The sequence below is a fragment of the Myxococcales bacterium genome, from assembly GCA_022184915.1.
Taxonomy (GTDB): Bacteria; Myxococcota_A; Polyangia; order Fen-1088; family Fen-1088; genus JAGTJU01.
On the sequence record JAGTJU010000004.1, the window covers coordinates 513135 to 536744 of the forward strand.

The window sequence follows — 23610 nt, forward strand, 5'->3', positions numbered from 1 at the left end:
GTAGCAGCCCTCTGGCGCCTTCGGGATGAGGGACCTCTCGCGGGCTGGTGGACAGGGTCCCGTGCGCCCCTCACACTCGCGCGCCATGGTGCGTGCGGCGATCCGGCGGGGCCTGCAAGCCGCCAAAGACAACCTGAGGCCGGGTCTTGCCCTGTGGCTCGTCGCGGTCACCGTCGTCACGCTCTACTACGCGTCACCGCGCGCGCGTACCGCGCTCGATGCGCTCGCGGCCTTCAAGCAGCGTTGGGGCTATGGCTTCGCCGTGATCTCCACGGCGTGCTGGGGGGGGCTCGTGCCTCCTTTGTTGCTGCGCATTTCCATCCGTTCTCCCGAACGCCGCCCTGTGCTCGGGGGGTCGACCGTGGCGTTTCTCACCTTGTTTTGGGGGTACAAGGGCGCCGAAGTGAACCTGCTTTACGAGGCCCTCGCCGAAACGGTGGGCACGGGCACCGACATCACGACGGTGCTGACGAAGGTGGCCATCGATCAGCTGCTCTACGGCCCCCTGTGGGCCGTGCCTTCGTTGGCCGTGGCCTTTCTCTGGAAAGAGCAAGGGTATGCGCTGGGCCGGACGCTTGCGGCGTTGGACCGCCGCTTCTTCGAGACGGTCGCGCTGCCCATGCTGCTTGCGAACTGGGGCGTCTGGATCCCCACCGTGGCGGCGATCTATGCGCTGCCTCTGGGTCTACAGCTCCCGATGCAGAACCTGGCCCTCTGTTTGTGGTCGCTCATGCTCGCGGCCATGACGAGCCGGACGAAGACGACCTGAGCGTCACAGTCGAGTGTGCCCGGCGGCAAGACCCCTGGTCCTGTCGGAGGCCAAGGCCCGCGGGCTATCATGCCGCTCGTGCAGAACGCGTTTCGTACCAAGCTCTTTCGCTACCCGGGGCCGGGGGGGTGGACGTTCGCAGCCGTTCCCAAAAAGCACGCCCCGCCGGTGACCCACGGCTGGGGCCGCACGCCCGTGCGGGCCACGGTGGACGGACAGACCTGGGACACCAGCGTCTGGTGGGACACGAAGACGGGCAAGACTCTGCTGGCCGTTCCCAAGAAGGTGCGGGGGCAAAAAGGCCACGGCGATTCGGTCTGGGTCTCGTTGGCGCCCCGGGAGTGACGCCTCTGCCCTGGGGCGAAGGCGTCAACGTGGCTTGGCCGGGGCCTTGCGTGGCTTGGCGGGGCGTACGTGTTGCGTCTTGAAACGGGTACCCGGGGGGCGCGGCTTCGTCCCCTGGGCCGCCCGGGCCTTCCAACCGTGCAGGGGGGGCTCCGGCGGCACCAAGTGCTGGGGCCCGTCGCCGATGAGATCACTTCGTTTCATCGCGCGCAGGGCCTCGCGGAGCAACGGCCAGTTCTCTTCGGCGTGGTAGCGCAGGAACGCCTTGTGAAGGCGCCGCACCTTCAGCCCGCGGGGCACGGGGACCTCTTCACTCGTGCGGGTCACCTTGCGCAGCGGGTTCTTGCCCGAGTGGTACATGGCCGTGGCGGTGGCCATGGGCGAGGGTAGATAGGCCTGCACCTGGTCGGCCTTGAAGCCGTTGCGCTTGAGCCAAAGCGCCAGATTCAGCATGTCTTCGTCGGTGGTGCCCGGGTGGGCTGCGATGAAGTAGGGAATGAGGTATTGCTTTTTGCCAGCGGCGCGGCTGGCTTCGTCGAAGAGCTGCTTGAATTTTTCGTAGGTGGAGATGCCCGGCTTGAGCATCTTCGACAAGGGGCCGTCCTCCGTGTGCTCCGGGGCGATTTTCAGGTAGCCCCCCACGTGGTGCGTGGCCAGCTCTTTGACATAGGCCGGTGATTCCGCGGCCAGGTCATATCGCACACCCGAGGCCACGAAGATCTTCTTGACGCCCTTGACGGCCCGGGCTTTGCGGTAAAGGCCGATGAGCGCGCTGTGGTCGGTGTTCAGGTTGGGGCAGATCCCGGGCGCGACGCAGGAGGGTCTGCGGCAGGCGGCTTCGATGCGCGGATCCTTGCAAGCCAGGCGGTACATGTTGGCCGTGGGGCCGCCGAGATCGGAGATCACCCCGGTAAATCCGGGGGTCTGGTCGCGTACGCGCTCGATCTCGCGCAACACCGACGCCTCCGAGCGGTTTTGGATGATGCGGCCTTCGTGCTCGGTGATGGAGCAGAAGGTGCAGCCCCCAAAGCAGCCGCGCAGGATGGTGATCGAGTTTTTGATCATGTCGTACGCAGGAAGAGGAGCGTCGCCGTACGACGGATGGGGACGTCGGGCGTAGGGCAGCTCGTACACCGCGTCCATCTCGGGGGTCGTCAACGGTACGGCCGGCGGATTCAGCCACACGTCGCGGTCACCATGCCTCTGCACGAGCGCGCGCGCGTTCCCCGGGTTGGTTTCGAGGTGCAGGATGCGGCTCGCGTGCGCGTAAAGCACGGGATCTGCCACCACGTCCTCGAAGGCGGGCAAACGCACCACGGTGCGGGCCCTGTCTGCCCGCGGGCGAGGGGCGGGCTTGCGCAGGGCAATGAGCCCCGGTGCTGATGCCTGTTGGCGGGTTTCGCTTTCGTCGGCGTAGGGGTTACGTGGAGCTTCGACGGGGCCCGGCGTGTCCACCTGCGTGGAGTCGAGCTCCTCGAACCCCGCGCGGAGGAACCCCTGCGCTTTTGCGAAGGCCGTGCCTCGTACGTCGATCAGCTGCGCTGCGGACTCTCCCGCAGCCAGCCGGTGTGCGATCTCGACGATCTGCCGTTCTCCATTGCCGAACACCAGCAGGTCGGCCTTTGCGTCGAGCAGCACCGAACGGCGTACTTTCTCCGACCAGTAATCGAAGTGGGCGATGCGCCGCAAACTGGCTTCGATGCCTCCCACCACCACGGGTACCCCTTTTTCCGCCTCTTTGCAGCGCTGGGCGTACACGAGCAGCGCGCGGTCCGGACGCTTGCCGCCTTCGCCCTTGGGCGAGTAGGCGTCGTCGTGGCGCAGCCGCTTGTCCGAGGTGTAGCGGTTGACCATCGAGTCCATGTTGCCCGCCGTGACCCCGAACATCACCCGCGGCCGGCCCAACGCCCGAAACGGTGCGGCACTGTGCCAGTCGGGCTGCGCGATGATGCCCACCCGGAATCCATGAGCCTCCAGCAGACGCCCCACGAGCGCCATGCCGAAGGAGGGATGATCCACGTAGGCGTCCCCGGTGACCAGGACCACGTCGCACGCGTCCCATCCGAGCGTCCGCATCTCGTCGGCCGTCGTGGGCAGAAACGGCGCGGGGCGTAGGTCGCGCCGAAACCGCGGCCAGCCGAAAAGGTTCGGGGCGGGGGCGGCGGCTTCGGCACCGCGAAATGGGGCAACGGGAGGCACGGGCTGGGAATAGCACGAGCCTCCTCGTTCGGCCGCGCTCGAACGCGGCGCTTCGGCGATTGCCGCGGGGGCGCGGGCGGTTCAGGGGGCGTTGAGAACCCGGTTCTTTCCGGCCCGTTTGGCTTCGTAGAGCGCGCGGTCCGCGCGGGCGAAGAACTCGGCATCGTCCTGGCCCACGCGCCACTCGGCCACCCCGGCGCTCACGGTCACCTTGAGGGTCTCGAATCCCGGCAGCTTGAGGCGCATGCGGGCCACCAGCTCGCGCCGCCGCTCGGCCGCCTTCACCGCGCCTTCGAGGGGTGTTTCGCGCAGCAAGAAGCAGAACTCTTCCCCTCCGTACCGGAAGACACTGTCCTCCTTGCGCGTGTTGGCGCCCAGCACCCGGGCCACCTCGCGCAGGACATGGTCTCCCGTCCCGTGGCCGTGGGTGTCGTTGAGGCGCTTGAAGTCGTCCACGTCGAAGATGACCAGGGAGAGGGGGCGCCCGTGACGGCGGGCGGCCGCGCATTCAGCCGCGAAGCGCTCGTCGAAGTGCCGCCGGTTGTAGAGGCCCGTCAGCACGTCGCGGAGCGCCGACTGCAGCAGCCGCCGCTGGTACTCCTCCTCGATGGGATCCATGAGCGCGAACTTGATCACCGTCTGCGCGCCCACCCGGATGATCTCGTCAGGCGACAACACATGGCGCTTGATGGGCTTGTTGCCCACGAACGTGCCGTTGCGACTGTCCAGGTCTTCCAGCACGGCGCCTTCGTCGGTGAGGCTGACCTGGGCGTGCCGCCGCGAAACCCCCTCATCGTCGAGCGGGAGGTCACAGCTTTCGAGCCGGCCCATCACGAACGGGGCCTCGGGCCCGAGCGGCAACACGTCGCATTCCAGGGCGCCTGCCAGGACCACCAGCCGGGGCGCCCGCTCGAAGGCGGGCCCGTCGAGGGGCCCCCCGAGCGACGTGGTCTTCTCCACCACGGGCACCGGCGGCAGCAGCGCGTCGAGTCCGCTGTCGTCGAGGGCGGGCAGGGCGCTGTGGGTGTCCGTGAGCGCCGCGCGCGTCGCGCCGAGGTCCGGGGGAGGCTCGTCTGCCGAGACGGTTTCGTGTCGTTGCCGGGCGTTCATTTCGGTTCTCCAGAACCCATGGACCCTGAGCGGAAACATCGGTCGGGGACGTCGCGGGCTTGAGCGCCCCGCGGGGAAGGGTGGAGCCACCTCGGCGCGGCGGGCCCATCCCGCCTGGCTCAGTCCCGTTTGCCCGCCTTGGACTTGGCCTTCGCCTTGCCATCCCCGGGCGCCTCCGAGGCCAGGGCTTCGAGGGCGAGCACCACGGTCTCCTTGACGGGTTTGCAGGCCGTCTCCTGGCACATCACGAACCGGGCCTCGGCTTCGATGCGCTTCGGTCCTACGTCGTGCGGCGTGGCCGTCACGTCGAAGCGCGCACGTTGTTGCGTCGATTCGGCCAGATCGCCGCGCCCCAACTTATCCTTGGGCACAGTGACCCCCGCGGACGGTGAGAGCTTCATGGTGATCGGGGCCTCGGCGTTGAGGTGCCAGCCGTTTTTCCCTTCGATGGTGACCGCCAAGGTGGCGGGTGTTCCCACCTTCGTTTTCCCGGGTGCGGCGGATACGGTGTGGGTGTCTTCCGCATGGGCCGTGGCGGTCAAGAGGCAACCGAACACGAGGGACGAGACGAGACCGGCGTGTTTCATGACGTTGAGGTTTAGCACTTGGACGGGGGGGCGATGGCCGCGATTCAAAGCCGAAACCAAGGGTTCGCCCTGCCGGTCCCCCACAGATGTTGTCGTTCAGGGGCCTCATCAGCTACGCTGCGGGCTCATGGCGCAGATCATCGACGCACCCGACCGGGCCCGCCGCCTGGCACGGGCCATCGCTTCCGACATCACCTTGTACAACGAAGCCAAGATCGCCCAGGGCATCCAGAACGACACACTCTTCGACCTGATTGCGGCCGAAATCGAGGAAGGTCGGGCCCTCTTCAAGTCGCGCGTCACGCCCGAGATGCACGCCATGGGTTTTTACGATCGCGCCATCGTCGACGTGCTCTTGCGCTCGAAGGGCCACATCAAATCCTCCATCTGGTGAGCGCTAAGGTTCGCCTCCCGGCGCGATGGGCCCGTTCGTGAACCCGACCCCGCGCCCTCCGGCGCCCGCGGAAGCAGGGCCCCGACGCTTTCGGGTGGAGTCCCCGCAGCACGGACTCCGGCTCGACGTGGCCCTCGCAGACCTCGTCGGCGGCGACGTTTCGCGGTCGCAGCTCACGCGCCAGATCACCGAAGGCGCGGTCGAAGTGGATGGCGTGCGGTGTCCCACGCCGTCCCGCAAGCTGAAGGCCGGGCAGGTGATCACCTGGGCCCCGCCGGCTCCCCGAGAGGCGGAGCTGGCGCCCGAGGCCATCGCCTTGCGCGTGCTCTTCGAGGACAGCTACCTCGTGGTCCTGGACAAGCCGGCCGGCATGGTGGTGCACCCGGCGCCCGGGCACGAGGGCGGCACGTTGGTGAACGCGCTCCTGGCGCACTGCAAAGATTTGCGCGGGATCGGCGGCGAACTCCGGCCGGGCATCGTGCACCGGCTCGACAAAGACACCTCGGGCGTGATGGTGGTGGCCAAGGACGAGCTGACTCTCACGCGGCTCGGCGCTGCGTTCAAGGCTCACGACATCGAGCGCGTTTACCACGCCATCGGTGTGGGTAAGCCCCCGTCGAACGCGGGCCGGGTGGAGACCCTCCACGGTCGAGATCCACACGACCGGAAGAAGTTTTCGATCAAAGTGAAGCGGGGGCGGGTCGCGGTGACGAACTGGCGCTGGCTCGAGCCGCTCGGGGGGGCGTCGCTGCTCGAGGCCCAGCTCGAGACGGGCCGAACCCATCAAGTGCGGCTCCATTTCGCGGCGCTCGGCTGCCCCTTGCTGGGCGATCCCCTTTACGCTCGGCCCCCCCGCGAGCCCGAGGTTCGCGCGCTGGCGCGCACCCTGGGTCGCCAGGCGCTGCACGCCCGGGTGCTGGGGTTCACGCACCCGCGCACCCAAGCACCGCTTCGCTTCGAGACCGAGCCTCCCGCAGACTTCCAGGCTGCCCTCGCGGGCCTGCGGCAGCTTGCCGGCTGAGCACGCCCGCGGCAAGGCCGCTAAACTGGTCCCCAGGATGTCGCTGCCGCTCTTGGGGTCCCAGGTGATTCCTGCCAATTTTTTTCACGGCTTCACCACCCGCGCCGGCGGGGTGAGCGCGGGGCCCTACGCAAGCCTCAACCTTGGCTACAAATGGGGCGACGACCCCGGCTGCGTGGATGAAAACCGGCAGCGCCTGCGGGCGGCCAGTCGGGCGCGGGCCCTTCACCTCGCCCGTCAGGTGCATGGGGCGGCCGTGGCGACCGTCGAGCCCGGCACCCCGGAAGGTGCGCTTGCGGCGGTTGAGGCCGACGCCGTGGTCGCGCGCGGGGCAGGGCAGGGGGCGGCCGTCATCGTCGCCGATTGCGTTCCCGTGCTGCTCGCCGACCCTGTGACGGGGGCGGTGGGCGCGGTGCACGCAGGCTGGCGCGGCACTGCGGCCAACGTGGTGGGCGCTGCGGTCGGGGCGCTGGCCGCTGCCGGAAGCCGACCCGAAGACCTCCGCGCCGCGATGGGCCCCTCCATCGGCCCCTGCTGCTTCGAGGTGGGCGACGACGTGGTGCAGGCCCTGCGCCGGCTCCCGTGTTTTCATCCGGACCTGATTCGAAGCGGCGTCCGGGGCCGGCCCCATGCCGACCTCTGGCAGACCAACCAACGCTTGCTCGTGGCGGCGGGTCTTCGTCCCCAACACGTCGAGCGCCTCGACGCGTGCACCCACTGCGATCCGCAGCGCTTTTTCTCCTACCGACGCGAGGGGAGCACGACGGGCCAGATGATGGCTTTCATCGTGGCTGCGGCCCCCTGATCAGCGCGGCCCCGGCGCGCTCACCACTTCCACCTCGACCTTCGCCACGCCCACCCGCAGCATGCCCAGGGCCCGCGCCGCTGCGAGTGACAGATCCAGGATGCGGCGTTTGCCGAAGGGGCCACGGTCGTTCACTCGCACTGTGACCGAGGGACCGCGCAGGCGTTCGTCGTCGCCCACGCGCGTGACCTTGACCCAGGTGCCGAGGGGCAAAAAGCGATGGGCCGCCGTCAGCCCCTCGGGACGATAAGGCTGGCCCGAGGCGGTGGGCCGCCCCGCCAAGCGGTTGCTGTAGTAGCTGGCCAGCCCGCGCTGGCGGAGGCCGGGGTTGGCATGAAACCGGCGATCCTCCGGCTCCCGGGTGGGTGTAGCGCCGTGCCCGCACGCGGTGCCCCACAACCCGGCGAGCAGCGCCACGACCGCGGCGAAGCGGCGCCGCGCGGGGTAAGGTGCGGGGCCCATGACCTTGCGTTCCCCACCCCTCACCGAACGGCTGCCCGCTCTCGACGATCCGAGGGTGGTGGCGCTCGTCGCGCACGCACGGTCCCTCGTGGGCGCACGCCTCGCCGACATCGCAGATGGTTTGGGTTTGCCGGTTCCTGTGGGCAACGTGCGCACCAAGGGCTGGTCGGGCCAGATCATAGAGCGGGAATTGGGAGGGACGGAAGAAACGTCCCATGGGCCGGATTTCGAGGCCTTCGGCGTGGAGCTCAAGACCGTCCCCGTGGACGGGGCGGGCAAACCTCTCGAGTCGACGGCCGTGTGTGTGATCGATCCCATCGCGATCGCCGGGGAGTCCTGGGACACGAGCCACGTGCGGCGGAAGCTCTGCCGCGTGTTGTTCGTGGCGTTACGGGTGCCGGGGAGGGGGACCTCGGTGGGCGACCGCGAGGTGGCGGACGTTCGCCTCTGGCAGCCCTCTGCGACGGAGGAGGCCCTTCTACGGGCCGACTTCGAGCTCTTTTCCAGAGACTACTTTCGCGTCGGGCGCGCTGCCGCCCTCACGGGGCACCTGGGGCAGGTCCTGCAGGTTCGCCCCAAAGCGAAGAACGCGCGTGATCAGCGTCGCGCGTACGATGACGAAGGTCGGCCCGTTCGCATCGGAAAATGCGGTTTTTACCTGCGTCCCGCCTTCGTTGGGGCCATCCTGCGCGCACCCCTCGAAACCCCATAGACCCCAAAAGCCCATGTTCGCTCGTCTCCTCCGTTTTTCTCCTTTCCGTACGGGCCCGTTGGCCCCGCTCCTTTTGGCTCTCCTCGTCCTGGCCCCCCCGGGGCTCACCCCGGCTTCGCGGGGCCCGGTATGGGCGGCTCCCGTGGCGCCAGCGCCTTCGGTCCGCACGGTGCCCGTGTCTGTGCGGATGGTCCTCGACGAAGCGGTCAAGGGAAACCTTGATCTGCGGCGCGAAGGCATCAGTCTGCGCTCGGCGCGTGCGCAGGTCGTGGGGGCCCTGGGCCAGTTCGATGTGCTCCTCGACAGCAACCTCACCTACGCAGAAACCATCACCCCCAGCCTCAACGTAAGCGATCTGTCAGGAGGTGTTTCCGACAGCGTTTCGATGGACATCGGGGTTTCGCGCCTGCTCGAGAGCGGCGGCTCCGTGCGCCTCGCGCTCAATGGCAACGTCACCGACTCGACCTCGCAGTTTCTCTGCGGCGTCGGCAACTTCGAGTGTCGCGTCTACGGCACCCGCCTTGGCCTCACGCTCAGCCACCCCATCCTGCGCGGCTACGGCTCTCAGATCGCGCAGGCCACGATCGAGCGCCGCAAGATTCAGGTCAATTTGGCGTTGCTCAACCGGCAGGCCCGCGCCGCCCTGGTGACGCGGGACGTACTCACAGGGTATTGGGAACTGTCCTTCGCCAGCCGTGAGCTCGAGATCCGGCAGTCCGCCGTGGAGCTGGCAAGGCAGCAGCTCGAGGCCACGCGCGCCCAGATCGCGGTGGGCCGCTTGGCCCCCATCGATGCGGCCGCCGTGGAGCGGGCCATCGCTGACCGGACGCGGGAGGTGGTGGGCGCCGAGCAAGCCGTGCTGTTTCGCAGCCTGGATCTCACGCGCCTTTTGGGGCGCGCCGCCGAGCCCACCTTCGATCACCTCGTGGCGGCTGACGCGCCCGACATCACGCCCCACCCGGTCGACGTCCCCGACGAACTGGCGCGCGCCCTGGCCAACAACCCCCAGCTACAGTCGTTGCGGAAAGGTGTGGCGCTCACCGAACTCGATATCAAAGTGGCACAAAACACCTTGCGGCCCCAACTCGACGTCGTGGGGCAGCTCGGCAGTACGGGACGTCGTGCAGGGTTTTTCGACGACGCGCTCTCTCAGACGTTGAACTTCGAGAACGTAGTGTGGTCGGTGGGGCTCAACTTCCAGCTTCCCGTACAGAACCGCGCCGCCAAGGGGCAGGGTGCGCTCGCGCGGCTCGGCAACGAACGCGCCTGGCTCGACGCCGAGGCCCTCGAGGTGGACCTGCGCGACTCGGTCGTGCGGCTCTCCTCGAACGTCGAGGTGGCGGCCCGACGCATCCAGCTCGGGGAACAGGTGGTGGCGTTCGCCAAGCAGAACCTGGAGGCCGAGTTGGCGAGGTTTTCCGTGGGCCGCGCCACGAACAACGACGTCTTGCTGAGACAGCAAGAGCTGAAGGTGGCCGAAAGCCAGCTCCTGCGGTCCCGCGTCGATCTGCTGCTCTTCGAGATCGCGCTCGAGACCGTCACGGGGGACGTGCTCGAGCGCTACGGCCTGGTCTTGCGAAACTAAAGTGCGCCTTGGGGCTCCGCGGGCCGGGGCACCAGCTTGTAGATGGGCCCGTCGTGAGAGACGAGGTACAGCTCGCCCGCTTGGTCTTCTCCGAACGAGGCCAGCCGCGCCAGGCGGGACTCGGGATCCACGACCGCTTTCCAGTCGTGCGAAGCCGTCAGCGCTTGCCCGTTCCACAAGAGGCTCCGCACGAGCCCCGTACAGTAATCGGCGTAGAAGTAGTGCCCGCCGAGCGCGGGCAACGCTTGCCCTCGGTAGACGTAGCCGCCGGTGATCGAACACCCGTCGCTGTGGGGGTACTCGATGATGGGGCTTTGGTACTGACTTGGGTCGCAGGGCTTGCCCTTGAAACAATGGAACCCCTCCATGACGTTCCACCCAAGATTGTAGGGCGCACCAGGGGCCACGAGCTGGGCCGCCGAGAGCAGGTGCACGTACTCGTAAGCGTTTTGGCCCACGTCGCCGATGTACAGGTCGCCGGTGACCCGATCGAAGCTGATGCGCCAGGGGTTGCGCAGGCCGATGGCCACCGTTTGTGGTTCGGGCTTGGCCTGGTCCACATCGATCCGCACCAGCGAGCCAAGCCGCGTGTTTGCGTTTTGGCCATGCCCGTGGGGATCGTCTGCGGCCCCCCCGTCCCCAAAGCCCACGTAGAGCAAGCCGTCCGGCCCGAAGGTGAGATCGCCGGCGTTGTGGTTGCCGTAGGGTTGATCCACCACCAAAAGTGTCCGGGCGTGGTGCGGGTCAGCCTTGTTCGGGTCGCGCTTCGAGACCCGCCGCTCTTCCACGTGGGTGTCACCGCCCTTGGCCGTGTAGTTGATGAAAAACCGGCCATTTTTCGCGAACGCGGGGTGAAACGCGATGCCCAGCAGCCCCTGCTCGCCGTTGTCACGGCCGTTCACGGCCACCTGTTTGCGCAGATCGAGAAAGGGGGCCTCGACCAACGTGCGGCCGCGCAAAAGGCGAATGAGCCCGGGCTTTTGAAGGACGAAGAGGCGCCCCGGCGGCTCGGGTGCAGCCACCAGAGCCGTGGCCTCGTGGGCTTCCTCGGTGACGAGCTCGAGGACAACGCTCTCAGCCACTTCGGGCGGCGGGGGGGTAAGAGAAACCGCCGTCTTTGCGAGCTCGGCGGCACTGGCCGTCTCGGCGGGGCCTTCGATCGGTGTCGCGACGGCCGTGAACGCGTGGGCGCGCGCCTCACCCTGACGCGCCTGCGGAGGCGGGGGCGTGGCGCAGCTGGCCAGCGCCAGCACGGGCGCGACGACCCAGGGCCAACGCGCGGCGCTTGGGAGGGTGAAGGTCTCGAGGAAAGCACGAATCATGATGGCGTGGTGCAGATGCATACACGAGGCCAGCCGTCAGGGCTCGCGCCCTGCCCACATTCACGAGCCCGGAGCCCTGACGCCAATCCAAAGACCCGTGAGGTTGCTCGTGCCCTCGGCACCTCGCGATTCACCGGTCCACAGTCCAGGCCCCCCGCGCTCGAGCTTCAAACTGCCAAGCGCGCGGACGGTGCCGTCGGGGCTGCGGTCGAGCAGCGTGGCCGCGCCCTCCATGAAGAGATCCAGATCGTCCCCGTCGAGCGCCTCGAACCCAGCGGTCAGCCGCGCCGTCAGTCCGCTCAGGCCCTGCATGCAGGCTGCCAGGAGACACCCTTCCGGCTGGCCGAGCTCGGGGCACAGCCGCGCATCGAGGGCCGAGCACCCCTTGCGTTCACCATCGTCGGCGAGGCTTGCCAGGGCGTCGACGAAGGCGCGCTCCTCCTCGGGCCACTCGCCAGCGATCAACGCCCGGAGGGCGAAGGCCCGGCGCGCGGCCGAACCCAGCCGCAGGCCGAAGCCGTGGCGGGACAGCTCGAGCCGTGTCCCCGCTTCGGTGACGGTGGCCCTCCGGAACCGGCTGAAGCGGCCGGGGCGGTCGAAGGCAGCCAGGGGGTAAAATCCGTCTCCCACGGGGAACCCCATGCTGCGCACGATATGGTCGAAGGCCAGCTCCCCGTCCCGCCCGGTGCGATAGAAGACGAGGGACGAGGACAGGCGAATCCGGTCGAAGAGGCCTGCCGCCTTGCGCCCGAGCTCGGCCAAAGCCGCCACGCGCGGCGCGAGCGGCGAGGGGGGCACGGGGAAGAGCGCGCGCACCATCGCCTCGGCGCTCGGCAGGCCGCCTTCGTCCTCGAGGCCGCGACACGCGGGCTTGTCTGGCAGGGCCAGACCGCGCCGTGCCGCCAGTTGAGCCCCGAGGGGGCCTTCGTCAGGGCTGACCTGACAATCGAGCGGGTCATCTCTCGTTGCCGGACCCCCGAGCGCGTCGAGCGTGCAGTCGAGCCAAAGCTGCGCTGGGTCTTGTGGACATCGCGAGAGCCCCGCCCATGCCTCCGCCACGGCGACGGCGCCAGCAGGGGGCGCAGGCGCAAAGGCTAACTCAGAGGCCAGCTCGTAGCGCCCGGTCAGGACCGGCGCGGCCAGGCCCATGGGCACGGGGATGTTCACGAGCGCCGACTGAAGCAACGAAGCGCCGTCGAAGGTCACGCACCCGAACGCGAACAGCGCCCCGGATTGGTCCAGGCCGCGGGCCAGCACGGCGTACTGCCCGCGTCGTGTGAGGGGGGGGAGCCTCCATGTACCGGCGGCGGGAATTCGGGCCACGTACAGGGGGTCTTCCGGTGGCGGGGCATCGGGCCCGAGCTGGTCACAATCGCCCCCCTCGTAGAGGCGCAGCTCGAGAGACGCCGGCGTTTGACCCGGCTGGCTCACGACGAAAGCCTGCGCGTTTGCCGTCGTGACCGGGGCCACGGTCACGGACACGGTGGCTTCGAGGTCGCTTCCGTGCCGAGCACGCAGAAGGAAACGGGCGGCCGCGCCGGCGCGAAGGCGCGCCGAAAAGGTGCCCTGAGTGTCGGTGAGACCCACCGGGGTTTCCAGCAAGGCTCCCCCCGCTCCCGAAGACTCCTCCTCGACGAGCGCGAAGGTCAGGGTGCGGTTGGGGCGTGCCCGCCCCTGCAGGTCGCTCAGTCGAAAGTCCACCTGCGCTGGGGCCCCCGGAGGCAGAGCCAGTGTCTCGGAGGCCGCCACCAGAACGAGGCCGCCTGTCTCCCCGCCGCCGTCGCCCTGGCCACAGGCGGCCGCCCCCAAAAGGAGCGCCATCAGGCCCGCGCACAGCACCCGGTGAGCCGCCCGGGTGACAGAGCCGGAAGGTCCGCGAACGTCGGAAGACCTTTGTCCACAGCGGGTCATGGAAAAAACTTCAAAAATATAGCTCATCTCCGGGGCTTGCGGGGATCGGACTGCCGGGGCAAACGTTCGTTGACCCCCAGCGCCACCGGTGCTACCCAAACGTTCAGCGGATGCCCGAATTCACGCACCTTCACTTGCACACCCAGTACAGCTTGCTCGACGGGGCGATCCGCGTGGACGAGCTGTTCCCGCGGGTGCTCGAGCGGGGCATGAAGTCCGTCGCCATGACGGATCACGGCAACCTCTTCGGGGCCATTCACTTCTACGAAACCGCCAAGGCTCACGGGGTCAAGCCGATCTTCGGCTGCGAGACCTACGTGGCGCCCGATCGCCTCGACAAGACCGAGCGCAAGAGCAACCACCTCATCCTGCTCGCGAAAAACGAGGTGGGTTGGAAGAACCTCTCGTACCTCAACTCGATGGGCTTCCTCGAGGGCTTCTACTTCAACCCGCGCATCGACAAAAAGCTCCTGCGCGAGCACCACGAGGGGCTGATCGGTCTTTCGGCGTGTCTGGGCGGTGAGGTGGCGCAAACCCTCACGCGCAAGGGCCCCGAAGCCGCCGAGACCGTCGCCCGCGAATACGATGACATCTTCGGTCGGGGAAACTTCTTCCTCGAGATGATGCCGAATGGCCTGGAAGAGCAAGAGCAGGTCAATGGCCACCTGGTGGAGATGTCGAAGAAGACCGACATTCCGCTCATCGCCACGAACGATTGTCACTACGTGGACCGCCGGGACGCCCGGCCGCACGAGATCCTGCTCTGCGTTCAACAAAAGCGCACGATCAACGACGAAAAGCGGCTCAAGCACACCTCGGATGCCTACTGGGTGAAGAGCCCCGCCGAGATGGAGTCTTACTTCAAGCACATCCCCGAGGCGCTCGAGAATGCGGCGCGCATCGGGGAGATGTGCAAGGTCGAGTTCGACCTGAAACAAAACCACCTGCCGCGCTACAAGGTGCCCGAGGGCTACGACGCCAACAGCTACGTACGCAAGATCTCCGAGGATGGCCTGAGACAACGCCTCGACGCCGCCGTCAAGTTGGGTCTCAAGATCGACGGCGACCAGTACCTGCAAAGGCTCGAGCTCGAGCTGGGTGTCATCGAGAAGATGGGGTTCTCCGGGTACTTCCTCATCGTGTGGGATTTCATCAACTACGCCAAACAGCATGGAATTCCCGTGGGCCCGGGGCGTGGCTCGGGGGCCGGATCGCTCGTGGCCTACTGCATGCGTATCACCGACATCGATCCGCTGCAGCACAAGCTGCTCTTCGAGCGCTTCTTGAACCCCGAGCGCATCTCGATGCCCGACTTCGACGTCGACTTCTGCATGAACCGGCGAGACGAGGTGATCGGCTACGTCGCCGACAAGTACGGCAAAAACAACGTCGGCCAGATCGTGACCATGCACCAACTCAAGGCGCGCAGCTGCATCCGCGACGTGGCGCGCGCCATGGGCCTGCCGCCCTCGGAGGGAAACAAGGTGGCCGCGTTGGTCCCCGAGCCCATCCAGGGGAAGAGCCCCCCCATCGCCAAGGCCATCGAACAAGAGCCGCGTCTCAAAGAGCTCTACGATGGTGACTTCCGCGAGCTTTTGGAGACGGCGAAAGTGCTCGAGGGCCTCAATCGCCACGCGGGCAAGCACGCGGCCGGCGTGGTGATCGGTGAGCTGCCCTTGTGGCAATACGTGCCCTGCTTCAAGCCGGCGGGCGAAGAGGGCATCGTCACCCAGTTCAACATGACCGACGTGGAGAAAGTCGGTCTCATCAAGTTCGACTTTCTCGGCCTCAAGACGCTCACGGTGATCCAAACGGCCGTGGACTTGGCCAACAGGCACCGCGGGACCGTGGGCGAGGCGCCTCTCGACATGGCGGCCTTGCCCCTCGACGACGTCGAGGTTTACAAGATGATCTCGGCGGCCGACGTCACGGGCGTGTTCCAGCTCGAAAGTTCGGGCTTCCGCGAGCTGCTCAAAAAGCTCAAGCCCGACTGCTTCGAGGACATCGTGGCCGCGGGCGCGCTTTACCGTCCGGGCCCTCTCGAGGGCGGCATGGTCGATGACTTCATCGAGCGCAAGCATGGGCGCAAGGTCGTCGAGTACATGCACCCCTGCCTCGAGCCCATCCTCAAGGACACCTACGGGGTCATCGTCTATCAAGAACAGGTGATGCAGATCGCCTCGGCCATGGCCGGCTACAGCCTGGGGGGCGCCGATCTGCTTCGGCGTGCCATGGGCAAAAAGAAGGCCGAGGTCATGGAGAAGGAAAAGGCCAAGTTCCTTCAGGGCGCCGAGACGAAAGAGGTCGATCACAAGATCGCGGAGGCAGTGTTCGACCTCATGGCCAAGTTCGCGGGCTACGGCTTCAACCGCAGCCACTCGGCGGCGTACGGCCTGCTCACGTACCAGACGGCTTACCTCAAGCGCTACTACCCGGTCGAGTTCTTTGCGGCGCTCATGTCGTGCGACAAAGACTCGACCGAGTCCGTCGTGAAGTTCATCGCCGAGGCCCGGGAACAGGGGATCGCCGTCGAGCGGCCCGATGTCAACGAGTCAGAGGCCGACTTCACGGTGGTGCCTGCGGGCCCCGCTGCGGCCGAGGTTCCCAGCGATCGAGCCAACGGCCAGGGCAAGGCGCCCCCACGCAAGCGCGGGGTGGGCGTTGATGGATCGCGGGCCATTCGCTTCGGGCTTGGCGCCGTCAAGGGGGTGGGGTCTGGCGCGGTCGAGTCCGTCCTGGCCGCGCGCAAACAAGGTGGAGCGTTTCTCTCGGTCTTCGACTTTTGCAATCGAGCCGACATGCGCAAGGTCAACCGGAAGGTGCTCGAGCAGCTGCTCAAGTCTGGCGCTTTCGACGGCGTGGCCGAAAAAAACGGGGTCAGCCGCGGCCGCCTCTTCCATGCGCTCGGCCCGGCGATCGATCGCGCGTCCTCGGCGCAAAAAGAACGCGAGAGCGGCCAAACCAACCTCCTGGCGTTACTCGGCGGGGGCGGGAAGGGGGCGGCAGAGCCCGTCGACGACACCTACGTCGACGGTGACGAGTGGGCGCCCGCCGAGGTGCTGGCCCACGAAAAGGAAAGTTTGGGTTTTTACATCAGCGGCCATCCGCTCGATCGCTTCGCGGGCGAGGTGCGCCGCTTCGCCAACGCCACCACGGCCAACTGCATGAGCCGCGGCCCGCGCGCCGAGGTGACCCTGGCGGGGGTCGTGAACGACTATCAGGAGCGCCAGGCCAAGAGCGGCAACGGAAAATACGCCTTCTTCAAGCTCGAGGACCCCTTCGGTCAGGTCGAGTTCTCGGTGAGCGCGATGAAGATCAACGATTTTCGCGACGTGCTCGCGGCGGGCGAGCCGGTGTTGGTCCGGGGGACGGTCGAGGCGTCGTTCGGTGACGAAACCGTTCGCGAGCGGCTCCGGTTTCTCGACGCCAAGCTCTTGTCGATGGTGCGGTCCGAAAATAGCCGGCTCATGGAGATCCGGGTCAACGTCGACACCGTGCGCGAGGAAGACTTGAGCACGCTCGAGCGCCTGCTGCGCCAGCACGAGGGGCCCTGCAAGACCAGGCTTCTGCTCGAGATCCCCCAACGCAGCCAAACCGTCATCGAATTGCCCGACGAGTACCGGGTGGCTGTCGAAGAAGATTTGCTGAACCGCATCGAACAGCTTTTCGGACCCCACACCGCTGTTCTAAGATGAGGGGTAAGATGTTTCGCGTACTGTGTTCCACGGCCCTACGGGTGGCGGTCTGGTTGGGGTTCGTCTGGGGCGGCCTGGTCGCCAGCAATGACGCATGGGCTCAAGGCACGCCTCACCGGCGCACGGTGGTGCTGCGTTTCGACTTCGAGGGCTCGGTCAACGAGGTCAGCCGGGACCAACTGGTCCGCCGGTTGTTCGAGGGTCTGGCTTCCGCCTCCTTCGAGGTGTTTTCGGCTGACGAAACCGTCGCGAGGCTTTACGAGAGCTCGCCGCAGCTCAAGGCCTGTGAGGACGCAGCCTGCTTCAGGCAGATCGCAGCCACCCTTGGGGCCCACTTCCTCGTCATCGGCAAGGTCGAGGCCAAACGGCGCGACTACGCTATCAACTTGCGGCTCGTCTACGGCCGCACGGGCGAGGTGCTGGCGAGTGCCTCCGAGCGTTGCGACGTCTGCGGTATCCAGGAAGCCGGGGACACCGTGAACGTGGCCGCCGCGGCTTTGCGTGCAGGGCTCGATAAGGTCGAGGCCCCCGCCCAGGTCACTTTCGAGACGTCTCCCTCCGGGGCGCTCGTCGAAGTCGACGGCAAGCCGCTCGGGTTCACGCCGCTTTCCCACGAGATCAGCGCAGGGGTACACGAGATCGTGATCACGAAACCCGGCTACGTGCCCGCGACCCGCACGATCGAGATTCAGCCCGGCTCCACTCAAATCGTTACGCTCGGCCTCACGGCACAGCCAGGTCCGTTCAGCTCGGGCGCCTGGCGGGCGGCCGGGTGGATCTCCCTCGGCGCCGGGATCCTCGCCATCGCAGGGGGCGCCTACTTGTCGTCGCTCCAGGGCGACCCGACGGATTGCGACGCCATGGGAATGAACTGCCTTGAAAAGTTCGAGAACCGCCTGGTCTCAGGTCTGCTGATTGGCGGCGGAGCTGCCATGGTCTCGGTCGGAGGCTTCGTGCTCTTCGTGGCTCCCTCCGTCGCGCGCAGCAGCGTGTCCGCAAGCGGCGCAGCCCACCAACGATCAAGCTCCTGGCAGCTTGTCCTCCGGGGCCAGTTCTGAGCTAGTCTTGACGACATGAGTGCCTCGATGTCATCCGCGCCTGCCGCTCCCCCCCAGGCAGCCTCGCAGGTCGCGCGCGGGGCGCCGCTTCCCCTGGCCACGCTGATTGCCGTCGCGCTCGGCGCGGCCGGGCTCGGCTTTGCCATGTTCGTCTACGCCGTCCCGCACCGAAAAGCCGTTCGCGAGTTGAAGGTGGCCCGGGGCGTTTTGATGCAGGCCCGGGCGGACGCCGCAGGGCGGGAGCGTGAGATCGTGCAGCTGCGCCACGACCTTGGCGTGGCCCAGCAGGCCGCGGGCGACGCGCTTTCCCGTGTCCGTTCGGAGACCACCGTGCTGCGTTCCCAGCTGCAGGAGCAAATGAGCTCGGCACCCGCCGGGGCCGTCAACGTCGAAGTCGAGGCCCGGGGCGTGTCCGTTCAACTTGCTGATGACTTCCTCTTCGTGGCAGGCGGCGACAAACTTTCCGCTGAAGGCCTCTCCAGCTTGCGCGTCATGGGGCACGCGATAGGGCGGGGCGCGGCGCGGGTGCTCGTGACGGCGCCCATGGGCCGGGCTGGTGTACCGGATGAGCTCTCCGATACCTACACGCGGGTGGAGGAGCTGGCTGCCGCACGGGTAAAAGCCGTTGTGAAAGCCCTCGAACAGGCGGGTGTTCCCGAAGGTGTCGTCTGGGGTGTCAGCGTGGGCGGACCCCAGCGCGCCTCGAACGGAACGAAGGACGCTCTCGTGAATATCGAGATTTCACCGGGCGTCTGATACCGTTCGCCTTCTCCTCGTCGGCTTCGTTCCCGGCCCACGCGCCCCGCGCGGCGCCCGGAGCGTTGCGTCCTCCCGCCAGGCTTTCCATGAAACTCGATCTCCCCGCGATCGGGGCTGCGCCTCCGCGCTCGTCCTCTCGCACTGGTACGCTCTCCCCCTCGGTGGGGCTCATGCTGGCCTCAGCCCTTGCGCTCGCCACAGCGATTTTGGGTGGATTCGGAGCCGTCGGCGTTTGGAACGCGCGCCGGGCCGCATCCGGGTTTCCTTTCCGCTCCCTGGCCACCTCCTGGGATCACGCGATTCCTACGGTTTCCGGGTGGGTCTGGGTGTACGTCACGTACTTCCCGTCCTTGTTGCTCCCCTTCGCGTTTCGGCGCTTCCGTCGCGAGCAGAGCGTGTTTCTGCGCGTGTGTGCGGGATACGTGCTCCAGCTCGTCGTCTGCTTGCCGCTCTTCGCGCTGCCGTACCGCATCTGGCACAGGCCCACGGCGGCCGTTGGACTTTCGGACTGGATGTTGGCCACCATCCATCGCATCGATCCTGGATTCAACGTCTTCCCCAGCATGCACGTGAGCTTCGTCAGCTACCTGGCCTGCGTGGGCACCCACCTCTGCGGCGCGCGCGTGGGGGCCGCCTTGTGGGGCTTCTGTGCCCTCATCATGGCGAGCACCCTCTTCACGAAGCAGCACTATCTCGTCGACCTGCCCACCGGGCTCTTGGTCGGTGTGGCGATCTTCGCTCTGGTCTTCTGGAGCGGCTACTCACCCTTCCAGAAGCGAACGGGACCGGTATCGCAGTGAACGAAGCGGGAGTGAGGGTAATATCCCACCCCGCCGAGGCGAAGCCCGCGCACGAAGCGCCACAGGTCGCGCGTGCTCACGCCGCGCAGGCGAAAGTCCACGGCGCGGCCCTCGCAGTGCTGGCTGCTCCGGGCCACCTCGCGGCCCTTTTTGCGTAGTGACAGGTTGTACTTTGCAGACCTGTATCCCGAGATCACCTCCACGCGCGGCGCCCGAAAGGCGATTGCCGCCCGGGTCACCGCCGAGAGCAGCGCAGCGTCCACGTCGGTCTGCTGGTTCGTGTAGTGGTCTCTCAGCAGCTCTGCGAAGGCTTCGTACATGGGGCGCCCGGGCAGCACGGCCACGGCCTCTTTCAGGCGCACGCTGAAGAGGGTGGTGAGCGGCACCACGCGGGTACCGGCGGGCGGTAAGGGCGCTGCGAAGGGATCTGCGCGCCGGGACGGTGAGGGAGCGGCGCGCGGGTGTGTGCGGGCGGCTGCGAGCTCGGCGTCGGTGAGCCGGACGTTGGGCCGTGCGGCCTTCTCCGCGAGCCAGGCGGCCTTTTTCGACAGCAGGCGGGAGTCGGGCCTTCGGGGCAGGAACGCATGCAGCAGGGGGACAGTTGAAAGCGCCGAAGCGTCCCCCAGGCCCCCGCCCTGCGCAGGCTCCACCTGGCAGGTCGTGCCAAACTCGGGCGCGCCATCGCGGGGCAGGCCAACCATGAGCCATGCCGCCAGCACCGCCGTCAGAGTCATGCCCCTAGCTTACCAAGACGGCCCGGCGGCGGAAGTTCCGCGCGGTGGCCGCCCGCCTTTACGCGTCCTGGGCCGGGGGGGAAGGCCGGCGGCGCAGGCCCACGAGCTGATTCAGAGAGCCCGAGGCGAACCCCGCCAGATCCAGTGCCACAAAGGTGAAGCCTTGTCGCTTGCCCAGTGCCACGATCGCCTCCCGGGTGCCCGCCGCCAGGGCGCGGGGCATGTCGCCGGGCTCGAGCTCGACCCGGGCCACCTCGCCGTGGTAGCGCACGCGCAGCTGACGAAACCCCAACGCCCGCAGCCCGTCCTCGAAGCCGTCCACCTGCCGAAGGCGATCTTCGGTGATGGAGGTGCCGTAGGGGAAGCGGGACGACAAACATGCCAGCTGCGGCTTGTCCCAGGTGCGAAGTCCCAAGGCTTGAGAGAGCGCGCGCACCTCGGGCTTTGTGAGGCCCGCCTCCACCATGGGGTGAAACGCCCCCCGTTCGTTGGCCGCCGACAACCCGGGCCGGTGGTCCCCGAGATCGTCCACGTTCGTGCCCAGCAAGACGGCCCGAAAACCGCGCGCGTCGGCCAGGGGCCGCGCGAGATCCATGAGCTCGGCCTTGCAGTGATAGCATCGGTCTACCGGATTTTCGGCGAAGCCAGGCCGCTCGAGCTCGTTCGACGCCATGACCACGTGGGCCGCGCCCATCTCTTGGGCCAGGGCGACTGCGTCCGCCTTTTCACTTTCGGCCATGGTCACCGAAACGGCGGTCAAGGCCACGCAGTGTTCGCCAAGGACGTCGTGCGCCACCTTCAACAGCAGGGCCGAATCGACGCCCCCCGAAAAACAAACCACCGCAGATTCGCAGCGGGCAATGGCCTGCCGAAGGGCTTCGTATTTCGAGGACAGTGCGGGCGTCATGCAGAACTCCAGATCAGGCGATGGTTTTAGCAGGCCCCGCGGGGTCGGGGAGCGGTCACAGCGTCATGCGTGTGGCGGCGTCCGCGGCCTCGTCGGCCAGCGCGTCCAGGTCCAGTTTGGCTTCGCTCTTCTCGGCGTCCTTGACCCGCGCGCCCGTCGCCGGGTTCGGCGGCACGAACAGGGCGCAACAATCGTCGTAGGGCAGGGTGCTAAGGTCGAAGGTGCCGATCCGCTTCGCAAGAGCGATGGTCTCCACCTTGTCGTACGTCAGCAAGGGCCGCAGCACCACGCGACGCGCGGCCGCTTCGATGGTGGTCAGGTTGGTGATCGTTTGGCTCGCCACCTGAGACAGGGTCTCGCCCGTCACGAGCCCGTCGGCATGGATGCGGTCGGCCACACGATCGGCGATGCGCATCATCATGCGCCGGTAGAGCACCACCGCCATGTCGGCGCGGCCCGCCTCCCGGAGCTTCTTCTGCACGTCGGTGAAGGGCACCACCCACACGGCCGACATCGCGTCCCAGCCCCTGAGGACCCGCGCGAGGGACATCACCTTGTCCAGGGTCTTTTCGCCCACGAACGGTGGCGAATGGAAGTAGATCCCTTCGAGGGCCAGACCGCGCTTGGCCGCAAGATAGGCCGCCACGGGAGAGTCGATTCCCCCCGAAAGCAGCAAAAGTGCCTTGCCCGCCGTGGCCACGGGCAGTCCCCCTGGGCACGCACGGCTCTCGGCGAACACGAACACGCCCCCGGGGCTGATCTCTACCCCCACCGTGAAGGCGGGGGCCTTGACGTCCACGGGGATCCCCGTCGCCGCGGCGATGCGGTTACCTACCGCGCAGCTCACATCGTAGGAGCGGTGGGGGAAGCGCTTGTTCGACCTTCGGGTCTGGACCTTGAAGCTTCGTCGGAGCGCGGGCTCGGCCGTCACCACGGCGTTGGCCACCTGAAGGCCTGTCTCCGCGATCGCCTCGAGGTCCGCAGGGGGGCACGCCACGGGCGAGATCGATACCAGGCCGAACACCTTGCGCAGCCGGGCCTCCACGTCAGCGAAGAAGGCGGGGCTGGTGCGCACCACGAGGCGTCCGTGGGGGCTTTGCACCGTGGCCTCCGTTCCGGCGAGTGCGCGCCGGATGTTCCGCTCGAGTTGCCGCTCGAAGCGCGAGCGGTTGCCGGCCTTGAGAAAGAGCTCGCCATAACGAGCCAGCAACGTGGTGTATTCGACCTGGGAATCCGTCAACGCGATCTCCTGCGGGGGGCCATGAGGCGCATGAAGCGAAGGTCGTCAAGCGCCCCGACGAGAGCGCCGATGGCCTCGTGCACGTCGCTCTCCTTCGAAAGACGCGAAAAAGAAAAGCGCAGCACGGCGTCGCGCTCGGGAATGCCCAGCAACGCCAGCGTGGGGCTTTGCCCCCGGCGCTTCGAGGCACAGGCGGAGCCGGCCGATGCGTAGACCCCGCGGCCCTCGAGCGCGTGGAGCAAGGGCTCGGCCGGCAGGTCAGCGATCCGAAGGCTGCTGACGTGGGGAGCCCGGGGTGAGTCGGGCGGAACCGTCGGGCGGGCGCGCGGCACGTCGCGCGCCACCTCCCGCTCGAAGGTGTCGCGCAGATGGGCCACGCGCTCTCGGGTCTCGGCGAGGTCCTGTGTCAACAGGCGCACGGCGGTCGCAAAGCCCGCACAGCCAGGCAGGTTCTCCGTGCCGGAACGCAGCCCGGTCTCTTGCCCGCCCCCCTCCCACAGTGGCGCCAGGCGGTGCTCCGGATGCACCCACAGGGCGCCCACCCCCTTCGGCGCGTGCAGCTTGTGCCCCGAGACGGCCACCGTGCTTGCGCCGAGCGCGCCCACGTCGAGGCGCAGAAACGGAGCTCCTTGCACGGCATCCACGTGCAGGGCCACCGGGTGCGGCAGCGCCCGCAGACCTCGCGCCACGGCCTCCACGGGCTGGCGCGTGCCGAGCTCGTTGTTGACCCACATCATGGCCACCAAGGCCGTCTCGGAGGTGACCGCTTCCAGGACTCGTTCGGCGGGCACCACGCCGTCGCTCGAGGGGGACACCCGCACCACCTCGAAGCCCTCCGCCTCGAGGCGCTCCAGGTTGCGCAGCACGGAGGGGTGTTCGATGCCGGTACACACGATGTGCCGCTTACGCTGCGCGCGGGCGCTTCCCAGAAGGCCGAGGGCGTTGGCTTCGGTCCCCCCACTCGTGAACACCAGGTCCCGCGCCCGCGCCCGCAACCAGGCCGCAACCGCCTCCCGTGAAGCCTCGAGGGCGCGGGCCGCGGCCGCGCCCAGACCGTGGGCGGCGCTGGGGTTCGCGGGGTGCGCGCCCGCCGCATCGGACAGCGCGCGCAACGCGTCCGGATGCACCGGCGTGGAGGCAGCGTTGTCCAGGTAGACCATGGGGCCGCTTATGTACCACCAGGCCCCTGAAAATG

General features: G+C 67.7%; 21 protein-coding genes. 11 read left to right on the forward strand and 10 right to left on the reverse strand.

What is annotated here, in order from left to right; translation table 11 throughout:
• Nucleotides 1–61 precede the first annotated feature (61 nt).
• Nucleotides 62–769, forward strand: coding sequence for a hypothetical protein (locus tag KA712_17295; GenBank protein ID MCG5054720.1), 708 nt, complete (start codon nt 62–64; stop codon nt 767–769).
• Nucleotides 770–847: 78 nt separating this feature from the next.
• Nucleotides 848–1114, forward strand: a complete 267-nt coding sequence (locus tag KA712_17300) for a DUF1905 domain-containing protein (GenBank protein MCG5054721.1) — start codon at nt 848–850, stop codon at nt 1112–1114.
• A 24-nt stretch (nt 1115–1138) separates the two neighbouring features.
• Here KA712_17300 and KA712_17305 read toward each other — a convergent pair whose 3' ends face one another.
• From KA712_17305 to KA712_17315, 3 genes are all read right to left on the reverse strand, one after another.
• Nucleotides 1139–3190 carry a YgiQ family radical SAM protein gene (locus tag KA712_17305; GenBank protein ID MCG5054722.1) on the reverse strand — a complete coding sequence of 684 codons (2052 nt, stop codon included), beginning with the start codon at nt 3188–3190 and terminating at the stop codon, nt 1139–1141.
• A 204-nt stretch (nt 3191–3394) separates the two neighbouring features.
• On the reverse strand, nt 3395–4423 hold the full coding sequence (locus KA712_17310) for a GGDEF domain-containing protein (protein ID MCG5054723.1): 1029 nt from the start codon (nt 4421–4423) through the stop codon (nt 3395–3397).
• 119 nt (nt 4424–4542) lie between these two features.
• Nucleotides 4543–5010 carry a hypothetical protein gene (locus KA712_17315; protein ID MCG5054724.1) on the reverse strand — a complete coding sequence of 156 codons (468 nt, stop codon included), beginning with the start codon at nt 5008–5010 and terminating at the stop codon, nt 4543–4545.
• 127 nt (nt 5011–5137) lie between these two features.
• Here KA712_17315 and KA712_17320 point away from each other — a divergent pair, with 127 nt between their 5' ends.
• Genes KA712_17320 through pgeF form a run of 3 tightly spaced genes read left to right on the forward strand, consistent with a single transcriptional unit; the run spans nt 5138 to nt 7230 of the window.
• The gene (locus KA712_17320) at nt 5138–5404 is read left to right on the forward strand and encodes a hypothetical protein (GenBank protein ID MCG5054725.1); all 267 of its coding nucleotides are present in this window, start codon (nt 5138–5140) and stop codon (nt 5402–5404) included.
• Between the two features lie 25 nt (nt 5405–5429).
• On the forward strand, nt 5430–6425 hold the full coding sequence (locus tag KA712_17325) for an RluA family pseudouridine synthase (GenBank protein MCG5054726.1): 996 nt from the start codon (nt 5430–5432) through the stop codon (nt 6423–6425).
• A 43-nt stretch (nt 6426–6468) separates the two neighbouring features.
• Entirely contained in the window at nt 6469–7230 is a 762-nt protein-coding gene (pgeF, locus tag KA712_17330; protein MCG5054727.1) for a peptidoglycan editing factor PgeF, read from the forward strand.
• On the opposite strand, the gene KA712_17335 is transcribed toward pgeF, so the two are convergent.
• Nucleotides 7231–7692, reverse strand: a complete 462-nt coding sequence (locus KA712_17335; protein MCG5054728.1) for a septal ring lytic transglycosylase RlpA family protein — start codon at nt 7690–7692, stop codon at nt 7231–7233.
• Between KA712_17335 and KA712_17340 the strand changes: the two genes are divergently transcribed.
• Nucleotides 7691–8404, forward strand: a complete 714-nt coding sequence (locus tag KA712_17340; protein ID MCG5054729.1) for a DNA mismatch repair protein MutH — start codon at nt 7691–7693, stop codon at nt 8402–8404. The two genes, KA712_17335 and KA712_17340, sit on opposite strands and share 2 nt — an antisense overlap.
• A gap of 13 nt (nt 8405–8417) precedes the next feature.
• Entirely contained in the window at nt 8418–9989 is a 1572-nt protein-coding gene (locus KA712_17345; protein MCG5054730.1) for a TolC family protein, read from the forward strand.
• On the opposite strand, the gene KA712_17350 is transcribed toward KA712_17345, so the two are convergent.
• Nucleotides 9986–11311, reverse strand: a complete 1326-nt coding sequence (locus tag KA712_17350; GenBank protein ID MCG5054731.1) for a PQQ-dependent sugar dehydrogenase — start codon at nt 11309–11311, stop codon at nt 9986–9988. The genes KA712_17345 and KA712_17350 overlap by 4 nt on opposite strands.
• A 60-nt stretch (nt 11312–11371) precedes the next feature.
• Nucleotides 11372–13222, reverse strand: a complete 1851-nt coding sequence (locus KA712_17355; protein MCG5054732.1) for a hypothetical protein — start codon at nt 13220–13222, stop codon at nt 11372–11374.
• Nucleotides 13223–13332: 110 nt separating this feature from the next.
• On the opposite strand from KA712_17355, the gene dnaE reads away from it, so the two are divergent.
• The 4 genes from dnaE to KA712_17375 all read left to right on the forward strand — a co-directional run bounded on the left by dnaE (nt 13333) and on the right by KA712_17375 (nt 19534).
• Complete coding sequence (gene dnaE, locus KA712_17360; protein ID MCG5054733.1) at nt 13333–16917, forward strand: DNA polymerase III subunit alpha; 3585 nt, start codon at nt 13333–13335, stop codon at nt 16915–16917.
• Nucleotides 16918–16925: 8 nt separating this feature from the next.
• Nucleotides 16926–17975, forward strand: a complete 1050-nt coding sequence (locus KA712_17365; protein MCG5054734.1) for a PEGA domain-containing protein — start codon at nt 16926–16928, stop codon at nt 17973–17975.
• 15 nt (nt 17976–17990) lie between these two features.
• Complete coding sequence (locus KA712_17370; GenBank protein ID MCG5054735.1) at nt 17991–18731, forward strand: hypothetical protein; 741 nt, start codon at nt 17991–17993, stop codon at nt 18729–18731.
• Between the two features lie 89 nt (nt 18732–18820).
• Nucleotides 18821–19534: a phosphatase PAP2 family protein gene (locus KA712_17375; protein ID MCG5054736.1), complete on the forward strand. Its 714-nt coding sequence runs from the start codon at nt 18821–18823 to the stop codon at nt 19532–19534.
• On the opposite strand, the gene KA712_17380 is transcribed toward KA712_17375, so the two are convergent.
• The 4 genes from KA712_17380 to KA712_17395 are packed head-to-tail and all read right to left on the reverse strand — an operon-like array spanning nt 19492 to nt 23575.
• Nucleotides 19492–20268 (reverse strand): DUF882 domain-containing protein, encoded by a 777-nt coding sequence (locus KA712_17380; protein ID MCG5054737.1) that lies wholly within the window; start codon nt 20266–20268, stop codon nt 19492–19494. The genes KA712_17375 and KA712_17380 overlap by 43 nt on opposite strands.
• Before the next feature lie 58 nt (nt 20269–20326).
• The gene (gene larE, locus KA712_17385) at nt 20327–21175 is read right to left on the reverse strand and encodes an ATP-dependent sacrificial sulfur transferase LarE (GenBank protein MCG5054738.1); all 849 of its coding nucleotides are present in this window, start codon (nt 21173–21175) and stop codon (nt 20327–20329) included.
• Between the two features lie 55 nt (nt 21176–21230).
• Nucleotides 21231–22415, reverse strand: coding sequence for a tRNA 4-thiouridine(8) synthase ThiI (gene thiI, locus KA712_17390; GenBank protein MCG5054739.1), 1185 nt, complete (start codon nt 22413–22415; stop codon nt 21231–21233).
• Nucleotides 22412–23575 (reverse strand): cysteine desulfurase, encoded by a 1164-nt coding sequence (locus KA712_17395; GenBank protein ID MCG5054740.1) that lies wholly within the window; start codon nt 23573–23575, stop codon nt 22412–22414. Before KA712_17395 ends, thiI begins: the two co-directional genes overlap by 4 nt.
• Between the last annotated feature and the right edge of the window lie 35 nt (nt 23576–23610).

Coding starts and splice junctions, on each gene's coding strand:
- KA712_17305 (MCG5054722.1), bottom strand. CDS start 3,190: ATGCGGACGCTCGGATGGGACGCGTGCGACGTGGTCCTGGTCACCGGG.
- KA712_17310 (MCG5054723.1), bottom strand. CDS start 4,423: ATGAACGCCCGGCAACGACACGAAACCGTCTCGGCAGACGAGCCTCCC.
- KA712_17315 (MCG5054724.1), bottom strand. CDS start 5,010: ATGAAACACGCCGGTCTCGTCTCGTCCCTCGTGTTCGGTTGCCTCTTG.
- KA712_17320 (MCG5054725.1), top strand. CDS start 5,138: ATGGCGCAGATCATCGACGCACCCGACCGGGCCCGCCGCCTGGCACGG.
- KA712_17325 (MCG5054726.1), top strand. CDS start 5,430: ATGGGCCCGTTCGTGAACCCGACCCCGCGCCCTCCGGCGCCCGCGGAA.
- KA712_17340 (MCG5054729.1), top strand. CDS start 7,691: ATGACCTTGCGTTCCCCACCCCTCACCGAACGGCTGCCCGCTCTCGAC.
- KA712_17335 (MCG5054728.1), bottom strand. CDS start 7,692: ATGGGCCCCGCACCTTACCCCGCGCGGCGCCGCTTCGCCGCGGTCGTG.
- KA712_17345 (MCG5054730.1), top strand. CDS start 8,418: ATGTTCGCTCGTCTCCTCCGTTTTTCTCCTTTCCGTACGGGCCCGTTG.
- KA712_17350 (MCG5054731.1), bottom strand. CDS start 11,311: ATGATTCGTGCTTTCCTCGAGACCTTCACCCTCCCAAGCGCCGCGCGT.
- KA712_17355 (MCG5054732.1), bottom strand. CDS start 13,222: ATGACCCGCTGTGGACAAAGGTCTTCCGACGTTCGCGGACCTTCCGGC.
- dnaE (MCG5054733.1), top strand. CDS start 13,333: ATGCCCGAATTCACGCACCTTCACTTGCACACCCAGTACAGCTTGCTC.
- KA712_17365 (MCG5054734.1), top strand. CDS start 16,926: ATGTTTCGCGTACTGTGTTCCACGGCCCTACGGGTGGCGGTCTGGTTG.
- KA712_17370 (MCG5054735.1), top strand. CDS start 17,991: ATGAGTGCCTCGATGTCATCCGCGCCTGCCGCTCCCCCCCAGGCAGCC.
- KA712_17375 (MCG5054736.1), top strand. CDS start 18,821: ATGAAACTCGATCTCCCCGCGATCGGGGCTGCGCCTCCGCGCTCGTCC.
- KA712_17380 (MCG5054737.1), bottom strand. CDS start 20,268: ATGACTCTGACGGCGGTGCTGGCGGCATGGCTCATGGTTGGCCTGCCC.
- larE (MCG5054738.1), bottom strand. CDS start 21,175: ATGACGCCCGCACTGTCCTCGAAATACGAAGCCCTTCGGCAGGCCATT.
- KA712_17395 (MCG5054740.1), bottom strand. CDS start 23,575: ATGGTCTACCTGGACAACGCTGCCTCCACGCCGGTGCATCCGGACGCG.